A 13365-nucleotide genomic window follows, 5' to 3' on the forward strand; every position below is an offset into this window, starting at 1 on the left:
TCACTTTTTATGTGTACCGGGTTTATCATTGTAACCAGATGTAAAAATAGCTGTAAGAAATGTGAGTGATACACCTAAAATTAATAATAATTTCATACTAATATCCTCCTATTTTTTCAGTTTATGAGTCTTAAATATGAATCAAAATGTATGTAAGGTTCTTGGAAGAAAAGAATTTATTTAAAATGAATAGAGGTGTAAAAACTTTAATACCTATATTATACAGAATTTTCTTTGAATTTTGGAGAGAATTTTATAGCACTACTGTATATTTCATTTTGATTTAAAGAATGTTTAAGGACATCCTAGCATACCTTTTATAATAATCCGATTGAACAAGGAGATGGGGGAGGAGCTATAATGGATATTCTAAAAAAGATTGAACAGCATCGAGCAGCAGAAGAACGGTTACAATGGGAAGGTACGTTTGCGGAGTATTTAGAGCTTGTGAAGGAAAGACCATGGGTGGCTCAAACAGCACACTCTCGCATTTACAATATGATAAAAGATGCTGGAATCGAAGAAGTAGATGGTAGAAGAAAGTATAACTTCTTTAGTAATCAGCTATTTGGATTAGAGGATGCTTTAGAACGTCTTGTGGAGGAATATTTTCATCCATCTGCAAAACGATTAGATGTTAGAAAACGTATTTTATTATTAATGGGTCCTGTTAGTGGAGGGAAATCAACATTAGTTACGATGTTGAAAAGAGGATTAGAAACATATTCACGAACAGATCGAGGAGCAATTTTTGCAATTAAAGGTTGCCCAATGCATGAAGATCCACTTCATTTAATTCCGCATCATTTACGGGATGATTTCTTTGGTGAATATGGAGTTAGAATTGAAGGGAATTTATCGCCACTAAACGTAATGCGTCTAGAGCAAGAATATGGTTCAAGAATTGAGGATGTAGTTGTAGAGCGTATTTTCTTCTCGGAAGATCGCCGTACAGGGATTGGTACATTTAGCCCGTCTGATCCTAAATCACAAGATATCGCCGATTTAACAGGTAGTCTGGACTTTTCAACAATCGCAGAATATGGTTCAGAATCAGATCCACGAGCGTATCGCTTCGATGGAGAATTGAATAAGGCAAACCGTGGGATGATGGAATTCCAAGAGATGTTAAAATGCGACGAGAAGTTTTTATGGCATTTATTATCGCTTACGCAAGAAGGGAATTTCAAAGCGGGAAGATTTGCGCTTATTTCAGCAGATGAATTAATTGTAGCGCATACGAATGAAACGGAGTATCGTTCCTTCATAGCAAACAAGAAAAATGAAGCATTGCACTCGAGAATTATTGTAATGCCAGTTCCATACAATTTACGAGTGAGTGAAGAAGAACATATTTATGAAAAAATGATTCGTGAAAGTGATGTATCCAATGTTCATATTGCACCACACACACTTCGCGTTGCAGCAATGTTTACGATTTTAACTCGTTTAAAAGATCCGAAGCGTCCAGATATTGATTTAATTAAAAAGATGCGTTTATATGATGGAGAAACGGTAGAAGGTTATAATGCGATTGATGTAGAGGAGCTGCAACGTGAATATCAAGATGAAGGTATGAGAGGTATTGATCCTCGTTATGTTATTAACCGAATTTCCTCTACAATTATTCGAAAAGAGGTACCATCTATTAACGCATTAGATGTACTTAGATCGCTCAAAGACGGGTTGGATCAGCATCCGTCAATTAGTAATGAAGATCGAGAGCGTTATATGAATTTCATCTCATTAGCGAGAAAAGAATATGATGAAATTGCGAAGAAAGAAGTACAAAAAGCATTCGTGTATTCATATGAAGAATCAGCGAAGACACTTATGGATAATTACTTAGATAACGTTGAAGCATATTGCAATAAATCGAAATTACGTGATCCATTAACAGGTGAAGAAATGAGTCCAGATGAAAAGCTAATGCGCTCAATTGAGGAGCAAATTGGAATTTCAGAAAATGCTAAGAAAGCATTCCGTGAAGAAATTTTAATTCGCATTTCTGCTTATGCGCGTAAAGGAAAACGCTTTGATTATAATTCACATGAGCGTCTTCGCGAAGCGATTCAGAAAAAACTATTTGCTGATTTAAAAGATATAGTGAAAATTACAACATCAACGAAAACGCCAGACGAAAATCAGCTTAAGAAAATCAATGATGTTGTTGCACGCTTAATTGATGAGCACGGCTATAATTCTTCATCTGCGAATGAATTATTACGCTATGTAGGTAGTCTGCTAAACCGATAGTTTGATAACAAAACGCTGTCTCTTGTATTTTGCGGGACAGCGTTTTATTATCCATTTATATGTGTAAAGTGTCATACCTTGTCCAAATGTAATAAATTAAGATGCAATTTCATGAATTTATTGTCAATTATTTTTACAATATGCATATGATAGAGTAACCAACCATTCATACGAAAAAAGCCAACACAATACAATATGTTGCAAAGTGTAAATGTGTGCAACTATGCATTGTGTTTCTTTCTTATCAACGGCTGAATTTTTATTTCTAGTATGTGAGTGGCAAAATTTTGTTTAGGATGCTCGGAGTATTATATGAAAAACGTTATATATGTTTATGGGATGAATTTCGATGGGCAGTTATCTTTCATTCTAGCTTGCACAGTATAAAACAAAATTTCTAGCTTACTGTTCATAGGGGAAGACAATTACAGTAAGGAGGGAAAGAAATGGGTGAAGAAAACCAACCAAATTATACGATTTCACAGGAAAACTGGTCCCTCCATCGCAAAGGATATGACGACCAACAACGCCATCAAGAAAAAGTACAAGAGGCAATTAAGAATAATTTACCCGATCTTGTAACAGAAGAAAGCATAGTTATGTCTAATGGTAAGGATGTTGTAAAAATACCGATTCGTTCTTTAGATGAATATAAGATTAGGTACAATTATGATAAAAACAAACACGTTGGGCAAGGAAATGGTGACAGCAAAGTTGGTGATGTCGTTGCGAGAGATGGATCAGGTGGTCAAAAGCAAAAAGGACCAGGAAAAGGGCAAGGAGCAGGGGACGCGGCTGGAGAAGATTATTATGAAGCTGAAGTCTCTATTTTAGAATTAGAGCAAGCATTTTTCAAAGAGTTAGAGCTGCCTAATTTAAAGAGAAAAGAAATAGATGAAAACCGGATTGAACATGTTGAATTTAATGACATTAGAAAGACTGGATTATGGGGAAATATCGATAAGAAACGAACGATGATATCCGCATATAAACGAAATGCGATGCGTGGTAAAGCATCTTTTCATCCGATTCACCAAGAAGATTTAAAGTTCCGTACTTGGAATGAAGTATTAAAGCCAGATTCAAAAGCTGTTGTATTAGCGATGATGGATACGAGTGGATCGATGGGAATATGGGAGAAATATATGGCACGTAGCTTCTTTTTCTGGATGACGCGATTTCTACGAACGAAGTATGAAACAGTAGATATTGAGTTTATTGCCCATCATACGGAGGCAAAAGTAGTTCCAGAGGAAGAGTTTTTCTCAAAAGGAGAAAGTGGCGGAACGATATGTTCTTCTGTATATAAAAAAGCACTTGAGCTAATTGATAATAAATACTCACCAGATCGCTATAATATTTATCCATTCCATTTTTCAGACGGTGATAATTTAACTTCAGATAATGCTAGATGTGTAAAACTTGTTGAAGAATTAATGAAGAAGTGTAATATGTTTGGGTATGGGGAAGTGAATCAGTACAACCGCCATAGTACCCTCATGTCAGCCTATAAAAATATTAAAGATGAGAATTTTAGATATTATATTTTAAAGCAAAAAGCAGACGTATTCCATGCGATGAAGAGCTTTTTTAAAGAAGAAACCGGAGAAAAAATGGCATAACCCCCTTAAAAAGGGGTTATTTTTTTGTAAACTTTTTATTTTTTTAGTTGACAATGATAATGAAAATCATTATCATTTATTCGAGATATGATTACATTTAGATTTATATATTTTGGAGGAGATGTAAAGTTGAAAAAAAATAAAAGAAAACATATAAATGCGATGATTATCGCTGCGGCGTTATCACTTCCATTTGCCACGTATTCAACGCCTGCTTTAGCGGCAGTAGCAATTGAGGCTAATAAAAAGGGCTATGCTTTAGAAGATGGTACATATGATTCTGTTATGAAAGCATATAAAGATAAAACGAATGAGGAGTCTATGGCAGCTGTTTATATAAAGGATCCTAAGTTAACGATTGAGAATGGAAAGAAAATTGTAACGGCAACGTTAAGTGATAGTGATTTCTTCAAATATTTGAAAACAGAAGATATTCATACTCCTGGTGTGTTTCATGATGTAAAAGTAATATCAGAAGATAAAAAGAAAAATGGAACGAAAGTGATTCAGTTTGAAGTAGGAGAATTAGGAAAAAGATATAATATGCAAATGCATATTTATATTCCGACAATGGGATATAATGAGAAATATCAAGTGCAATTTGAAGTAAATACTACAAACATAGAAAATCATGTTCAGGAAGAACAAAAAGAAAATAAAGAAGAACAAAAAGAAGAGACAAAAAATATAGTAGTGGATAAAAAATTACAACAATACATTAATCAAAATGCTTTAGGTCGAAAAGATATACATGCACCAATAACGAAAGCCGATGCACTACAAATTAAAGAACTAGCGGTATATGCTGGGAAAGGTATTAATAATTTAGCCGGTTTAGAGCATATGATAAATTTGGAAACCTTTAGATTACATGAATCTGAAGTGAGTGATTTATCGCCAATTGCTAATTTGAAGAATTTGAAGTCTTTAGATCTTTTCTCTAATCGAATTGGAAACATAGAGCCAATTGCTGGGCTGAATAAAATTCAATCTCTTTCTTTAAGAGATAATAAAATTATTGATTTAAATCCATTAAGTAACTTGAAAAAGGTGAGGTCATTAGATTTAGTCGGTAATAAGATTGAAGATATTAAACCATTATTTACAATGTCATCTCTAGGTAAGTTGTATGTAGCTAATAATAATATTAGTGATGTAACAGGAATTGAACAGTTAAATAAGGTAAAGGAATTATGGATTGGAAATAATAACATTACTAATCTGGAATCTATTAGTAAAATGGAGAGGCTTACTCAGCTTGCAGTGAGCGATGCAGAAATTAGGGACATTACACCGTTAGCTAAACTGAAAAACTTACAATCACTTGATTTAGAAGAGAATTATATTTCTGATGTATCACCACTTAGTGAACTAACTAATTTATACGAACTTAACTTAAATGCAAATGAAATTTCCGATGTAAGACCTATTCAAGATTTTGGAAATCGTTTTGTAGTTAAAGTTCACAGACAAAAAGTCTTTTTAAGTGAAGGAATAGCAAATGAAGATATCAAGATGCCTATATACGATTTAAATGGTAAACCTCTTCAAAATATTAAATGGGTAAGTGAGGGTGGAACATATAATAATGGTTTCGTAAAATGGGACAGTCCCGGAGAGAAAACATATGAGTTCAATTTAGAAATAGGTTCTTCAGAAAATCAAGTAAGTTTTAATGGAACAGTTATTCAAAAAATAGTTGCGGAGCAAAAAGATTTAAGTGTTATTCCGGATAAAAAGCTGCGAGAGAATATTAATAAACATAGTTTAGGTAGAACAGATTTGAGTACTCCTATCACGAAAGGAGATTTATTAAAGGTTAAAACATTAAAGATTACTGATGGAGAGAAGAGTGGAATAAAAGATTTATCTGGATTAGAGTATATGGAAAATTTAGAGAATCTGAGCTTAGAAAAATTCGGGTTAAAAAACATAGATTTTATCTCGAATTTGAAAAGCTTGAAGTCCGTTAATTTAGCAAATAATAAAATAGAAAATTTAGAATCGTTAGCTAAGTTAGGAAAGATTGAGGCACTAAATATAAGCAACAATAATATCCAAAATATAAAACCATTATTTACATTAAATTCGCTGAAAAAGTTAAATGCTTCAGCTAATAAAATTAATAATGAATCTCTGCAAGGAATTCAGGAATTTAAAAATTTAGGGATACTAATAATAAATAATAATGATATTAGTAGCTTGGAAGCTATTAGTGGGATAGTTAAAATGGATGAATTAGAAATTAAAGGTAATAAAATAGTTGATATAACGCCGTTAACTAAAGCTAAAGAATTAAGGTTGTTAGATTTATCAGATAACCTAATTAAAGATATAACGACTTTGAGTTCCATGACAGAGTTATATAAATTAAAGCTAGCAGGAAATGAAATTCGTGATATAAAACCAATTATTCAATTATCACAGTTTATTACAATTGATATTAGAAGACAAAAAATTGTGCTAGAAGATGCTCAAGTGAATCAAGTAGTGAAAATTCCTGTTCATGATGTGGAAGATAATCCTCTTGAGGATATTACACTGAAAAGTGAAGGCGGAACAATCAATGACGAAGAGGGTACAATTGTGTGGAGTACTCCAGGAGAGAAAAAATATGAGTTTGCTTTCGATGGAACGAGTTATTATGGGCTTGGCATATGGTTCAGCGGTGAAGTAACTCAAAATATTGTAGAAAAAATTGAGTCGTCAGAAAAAGAAGAAGCAAATAAACCAGAGGCAGAAGTAGAGAAGCCGAAGGAAGAAACAAATAAACCAGAGGCAGAAGTAGAGAAGCCAAAAGAAGAAAGTAAACCAGAGGCAGAAGTAGAAAAGCCGAAAGAAGAAGCAAATAAACCAGAGGCAGAAGTAGAAAAGCCGAAAGAAGAAGCAAATAAACCAGAGGCAGAAGTAGAGAAGCCGAAAGAAGAGCCAAGTAAGCCAGAGGCAGAAGTAGAAAAGCCGAAAGAAGAAACAAATAAACCAGAGGCAGAAGTAGAGAAGCCGAAAGAAGAGCCAAGTAAGCCAGGGGCAGAAGTAGAGAAGCCGAAAGAAGAAGCAAATAAACCAGAGGCAGAAGTAGAGAAGCCGAAAGAAGAAGCAAATAAACCAGAGGCAGAAGTAGAGAAGCCGAAGGAAGAACTAAATAAACCAGAGGCAGAAGTAGAAAAGCCGAAAGAAGAGCCAAGTAAGCCAGAGGCAGAAATAGAGAAGCCAAAAGAAGAGGTAAGTGAACTTGTAACAGAGGATGAAAGCATAAACAAACCAGAAGGCTCAAATGAATTAGGAACAGCTACTGTTCAGAAGAATGAAGCGGTGCAAGCACAGGAAATAGTGAAGCAAGCAGCGAAAGAAAATGTGTCAGATAAACAAGGTAGCAAGAAGAAAGAAGAAAGTGAAAAATCTTTAGCAGCAACAGGTGGACAAGAAAATAATGTATCTTTATTTGGTGGCCTGGCATTAGTTTTATCTGCACTTAGTATGTTTGTGTTTAGAAGAAATATATTTAAAAAATAAATAACGTTTTATCTTATTATATGATTTTTATAAAGAAGTTATCATAGCAATTTCATTTTGAAATGTGCTTATGATAACTTCTTTTTATGTGAGAAGGATATGAATGGAAAAAGTGTAAATATACTAGGAAAGGAGGAGAGGTTATGCATGTTAGTTCTATTTTAAAAATTGATGAGATTGCATCATTTATTGCAAGTATGAATAAAGATGCTACTCATCATGTTGGCTATTGTGGAGATGAGAAAGAGGAGTTGTTACAAACAATTATTCATGATTTTTCAGATATAGGCTGGGAACAATCTTTTGTTGCTACTTATGAGAATAATGACTTAATAGGTGTATTAGGATTTGATGTGGATGAAGTAAAGAAATGTGCAGAAATATGGGGACCTTTTATTAAAGCAGAGAATTGGGAAGAAGTTGCTGTACATATGTGGAAGGAACTTATAGAAAAGGTACCTTTTCATATTGAAAAATTTTATGGTTTTTATCATGTGGAAAATAATAATTGTGCTCGTTTAATGAAGGATTTACATGCTAAAGAACAAGATCGACATAGTATTCTCATTTTAAATAATATTGTGGGACAACGTGTTATATGTAATATAGAAGAAATTTCACCACCAGTATTTGAGCAGTTTATCTCTTTACATAATCATGTTTTCCCACATACATATTATGAAGGAAATGAAATCATTGAACGTTTAGGTGATACGAATAAATTATTTGTAAGTATGAAGAATGATAAGTTAGAAGGTTATGTATATGTTGAAGTAAATCCGGATTTTCACGAAGCGCATATTGAATTTATTGCAACCACTGAAAATAGTAGAAGAAAAGGTGTCGGAGAGCGGTTATTACAAGGTGCAATTCAATATATTTTCTCCTTCCAAGGCATGAGAGAGATAGAACTATGTTTGAATACGAATAATGATGGTGCTATGAAGTTGTACAAGAAAGTAGGTTTTGAGGAGAAAGCATGTTTACAACACTATATAATAGAGTAAAAAACCCATTCGTATGAAAAGTATATTTCATACGAATGGGTTTTATTTAGTTTACTTTGCCGCCTTCCTTAATAACGGATTCAGGACTAATTTGAGGACCGAATTCTTCTTTAGGAGAGGTGCTAATCGTTACATAACCTTCTTTATTTTTTGCGGAACTTCTTTTGCTTGTAAATTAACATCTTCTTTTCGAAGCTCCTTAAAGAGCGAAATGACCATAAGAACAACTACGATAGAAAATGGTAGCGCAGCAATTATAGCTGCTATTTGCAGTGCATTTAATCCTCCAGCTTGTAATAAAATAGCTGCAATTATCGCGATTGTTAATCCCCATATAAGTTTTAAACTATTTTTCGGTGATAAGCTTCCGTTACTCGTTTGCATTGAAACAACAAATGTTGCTGAGTCGGCGGAAGTGACGAAAAATGTGGCTACTAAAATTAACCCGATAATTGTTAAAAATGTAGAGAACGGTAGGTGTGAAATAACAGCAAATAATCCAATCTCTGTACCATTTTTTGCGATTTCATCAGCTATCCCAAGCGATTGGAACATTTCCATATGGATAGCGGTACCGCCAAATACTGCAAACCAAAATGTACAGATAAGAGTTGGGACTAATACAACTCCAATAATAAATTCTTTTATTGTGCGCCCTTTAGAAATACGAGCGATGAATGTACCGACGAATGGAGACCAAGAGATCCACCATCCCCAATAGAAAATAGTCCAGTTTTCAATCCAAGAAGAAGATTTTTCATTAAATGCTCCTAAATTTAATCCCATACTAGGTAAAGCTCCGATATAAGAACCGAGTGTAGATGTGAAATATTTCATAATAAATACAGTTGGTCCTAAAAGTAAAAAGGAGACGAGTAATATACCTGCAAGAGAGAAATTTAAGTTACTCAAATATTTAATCCCACGATCTAAGCCAGTTTGTGCACTTGTTAAATATAAAACAGCGAAGATGGCGATAAGTACGAGCTGTGTAAGTACAGTGTTATGAATAGAAGGGAATAAATAGCTTAATCCTCCGGCGATTTGTTGAGCACCAATCCCAACAGATGGCACAATACCGAATACTGTGGCTAAAACAGCCAAAATATCGACTGTTTTTCCGATAGGAGAATTTTTCGATCGATTAAATAATGGAGTAACTGTAGCCCCAATTGTGCTACCTTTTTGTTTGCGGAATGTGAAATATGCAATTGTTAAAGCAACCATCGCGTATAGTGACCACGGAAAGAGTCCCCAGTGGAAAAATGAATATTGCATAGCGAGTTTGGCGCTTTCCTCTGTACCTGCCTTTCCTGTTAATGGATCTGTAAAATGTGAAATCGGTTCAGTGATTCCATAAAAGAGGAGTCCAATTCCCATTCCTGCTCCAAACAACATGGATAGCCAAGATGGATAACTATACTGTGGTTTTTCTCCATCTTTACCAAGACGAATAGAACCGTACTTAGAAAATGCTAAATAAGTGGCTAAAATAATCATTGCGGTCATAAGTAGAGAGTAAAACCATCCAAATTTATTGAGGATAAATGAGTTTAAGGAAGATGTAACACTTTGTAAATCATAGCCTTGTATCCAACTTGCCGGGGTAATTCCCCATATGATGAATAATGTTGTTAGCAAGATGGAGATATAAAATACACTGTTTTCTTTTTTTATCATAGAATCCCACCTTTGTTTAATAAAGTTAACAATTATATTAACCATAACAATTAAAAGGTTAATTGTCAAAAAATTCGATTTTTACCTTGTGTAAAAGGACAGTTTAATCGCTATGGATTCATAATTATTGGAGGTTAGATAAAGGTAAGCCTGTTCACGATATGTACAAAATATAGGAAGAAATAATATGAAATATTGCATTTTATATTGTTGTATCTAGATTTTATGTTAAATTCTTCAAGGGAATATATAAATAGGGGGCAATAATATGAACAAGAAATCAAAGATTAATAAAGTGATGCTTAGTATTAGTACAATGGCGCTATCGTTAGGAGCAATTCAAACGAATGTATCAGCAGAAGAAAAGGTACCATATAATGTATTGCATTCGAAACCAGTTGGAATTGAAAAACCAGTAGATGAGATTGGACATGTTTCTAAAGTAGAGGAAACATTATCGTTTCAAGAACGGTTAAAAGTAGGAGACTTTTCACAGCGACCAGCATCTATTATGAAGAGCTCAGAAGTAAAGCAAATGAAAGAAAGCTATTCAATGGCTGATTTAAACAAAATGAATGATCAAGAATTAGTTGAAACGTTAGGTAGTATAAAGTGGCACCAAATTACAGACTTATTTCAGTTTAATGAAGATGCAAAGGCTTTTTATAAAGATAAAGGAAAAATGCAAGTCATTATAGATGAATTAGCTCATAGAGGTAGTACATTTACGAAAGATGATTCAAAAGGAATTCAAACGTTTACTGAAGTGTTGCGTTCAGCTTTTTATCTTGCATTTTATAATAGTGAATTAAGCGACTTAAATGAAAGAAGCTTCCAGGATAAATGTTTACCTGCTTTAAAAGCAATCGCAAAAAATCCAAACTTTAAGCTTGGTACAGTTGAACAAGATACAGTCGTATCTGCATACGGTAAATTAATTAGTAATGCTTCAAGTGATGTTGAAACAGTTCAATATGCGGCTAATATTTTAAAACAATACAATGATAATTATACTACTTATGTAAATGATCGAATGAAGGGACAAGCAATATACGATATTATGCAGGGTATTGACTATGATATACAGTCGTACTTAACTGAGGCTCGTAAAGAAGCAAAAGATACAATGTGGTACGGGAAAATAGATGGATTTATTAATGAAATAAATCGTATTGCTCTTTTAAATGAAGTAACACCAGAAAATAAGTGGCTCGTTAATAATGGAATTTATTTTGCTAGTCGTTTAGGTAAGTTTCATAGTAATCCAAATAAAGGTTTAGAGGTTGTTACACAAGCAATGCATATGTACCCGCGTTTAAGTGAGCCGTATTTTGTTGCAGTAGAACAAATTACGACAAATTATAACGGAAAAGATTATAGCGGTAATACGGTAAATTTAGAGACGATACGTAAAGAAGGAAAAGAACAGTATTTACCAAAAACGTATACATTCGACGATGGCTCTATCGTATTTAAAACAGGAGATAAAGTATCAGAAGAAAAAATTAAGAGACTATACTGGGCTGCAAAGGAAGTAAAAGCACAGTATCATCGTGTAATTGGGAATGACAAAGCATTAGAGCCAGGTAATGCAGACGACGTATTAACGATAGTAATCTATAATACTCCAGACGAATATCAGTTAAATAGACAATTGTATGGATATGAAACAAACAACGGTGGAATTTATATTGAAGAGACAGGTACATTCTTTACATATGAGCGTACACCAGAGCAAAGTATTTATAGCTTAGAAGAGTTATTCCGTCATGAGTTTACTCATTATCTTCAAGGTAGATTTGAAGTGCCAGGTTTATTTGGAAGAGGGGATATGTATCAAAATGAGAGATTAACTTGGTTCCAAGAAGGAAATGCAGAATTTTTCGCAGGATCTACTCGTACAAATAATGTAGTACCGAGAAAGAGCATCATTAGTGGATTATCATCTGATCCAGCAAGCCGTTATACAGCAGAGCGCACATTATTTGCTAAATATGGTTCTTGGGATTTCTATAATTACTCGTTCGCATTGCAATCTTATTTATATACACATCAATTTGAAACATTTGATAAAATTCAAGATTTAATTCGTGCAAATGACGTGAAAAATTATGATGCCTATCGTGAGAATTTAAGTAAAGATTCTAAACTAAATAAAGAGTATCAAGAGTATATGCAACAGCTAATTGATAATCAAGATAAATATAATGTACCGGAAGTAGCAGATGATTATTTAGCTGAACATGCACCAAAATCGTTAACAGCAGTAGAGAAAGAAATTAGTGGTACGTTGCCAATGAAAGAGGCAAAAATGACAAAGCATAACTCCCAATTCTTTAATACATTTACATTAGAAGGCACATTTACAGGTAGTGTAACAAAAGGTGAATCAGAGGACTGGAACGAAATGAGTAAACGAGTAAATGAAGCACTAGAACAACTGACGCAAAAAGAATGGAGTGGCTACAAAACTGTTACAGCATACTTCGTTAATTATCGTGTGAATAGTTCAAATGAATTTGAATATGATGTAGTCTTCCACGGTATCGCAAAAGATGATGGAGAAAATAAAGCTCCAACGGTTCATATAAATGGACCTTATAATGGGCTTGTAAAAGAAGGAATTCAATTTAAAAGTGATGGCTCAAATGATGAAGATGGAAAAATTGTTTCTTATTTATGGGAATTTGGAGATGGCAGCACAAGTGCAGAAGTTAATCCAATACATGCATATGAAAGAGAAGGAATTTATAAAGTAGCGTTAAGAGTAAAAGATGATAAAGGTAAAGAGAGCAGAAACGAAACCACTGTTACGATTAAAGATGGAAGTTTAACAGAATTAGAACCAAATAATCGTCCAGAGGAAGCAAATCGTATTGGGCTAAACACTACTATAAAAGGTAGTCTTATTGGCGGGGACCACACTGATGTTTATACATTTAATGTAGCATCAACGAAAAATATCGATATTTCTGTTTTAAATGAGTATGGAATCGGGATGACATGGGTACTTCACCATGAATCAGATATGCAAAATTATGCAGCTTACGGTCAAGCTAATGGAAATCATATAGAGGCAAAATTTAATGCAAAACCAGGTAAGTATTATTTGTATGTGTATAAATATGATAATGGCGATGGAACGTACTCATTATCACTAAAATAAACGCTTTTCCAATGTATGTTTAACTTTACTTTTTGTGGAAAATAGTATATTATATAGATATATAATATATCGGTTATTTACTAGGAGGAGCCTGTCACAATAGGTTTCTCCTGTTCTTTTT

General features: G+C 33.7%; 6 protein-coding genes. 5 read left to right on the forward strand and 1 reads right to left on the reverse strand.

Annotated features, from left to right (window positions below):
* Nucleotides 1-360: 360 nt before the first annotated feature.
* From J0835_RS02865 to J0835_RS02880, 4 genes are all read left to right on the forward strand, one after another.
* Entirely contained in the window at nt 361-2256 is a 1896-nt protein-coding gene (locus tag J0835_RS02865) for a PrkA family serine protein kinase (protein ID WP_000353275.1), read from the forward strand.
* Nucleotides 2257-2702: 446 nt separating this feature from the next.
* On the forward strand, nt 2703-3878 hold the full coding sequence (yhbH, locus tag J0835_RS02870; protein WP_046957378.1) for a sporulation protein YhbH: 1176 nt from the start codon (nt 2703-2705) through the stop codon (nt 3876-3878).
* A 129-nt stretch (nt 3879-4007) separates the two neighbouring features.
* A complete protein-coding gene (locus J0835_RS02875) occupies nt 4008-7391 on the forward strand; it encodes a leucine-rich repeat domain-containing protein (RefSeq protein ID WP_087979359.1) in 3384 nt (1127 codons plus the stop codon).
* A gap of 143 nt (nt 7392-7534) precedes the next feature.
* Entirely contained in the window at nt 7535-8398 is an 864-nt protein-coding gene (locus J0835_RS02880) for a GNAT family N-acetyltransferase (protein WP_087979360.1), read from the forward strand.
* Between the two features lie 129 nt (nt 8399-8527).
* On the opposite strand, the gene opuD is transcribed toward J0835_RS02880, so the two are convergent.
* Entirely contained in the window at nt 8528-10078 is a 1551-nt protein-coding gene (gene opuD / locus J0835_RS02885; RefSeq protein WP_046956767.1) for a glycine betaine transporter OpuD, read from the reverse strand.
* Nucleotides 10079-10346: 268 nt separating this feature from the next.
* Here opuD and colA point away from each other — a divergent pair, with 268 nt between their 5' ends.
* Entirely contained in the window at nt 10347-13244 is a 2898-nt protein-coding gene (gene colA / locus J0835_RS02890; RefSeq protein WP_087979361.1) for a collagenase ColA, read from the forward strand.
* The last annotated feature ends 121 nt before the right edge of the window (nt 13245-13365 follow it).

It is taken from the genome of Bacillus cereus group sp. Sample62, assembly GCF_036851315.1.
Classification (GTDB): domain Bacteria; phylum Bacillota; class Bacilli; order Bacillales; family Bacillaceae_G; genus Bacillus_A; species Bacillus_A wiedmannii.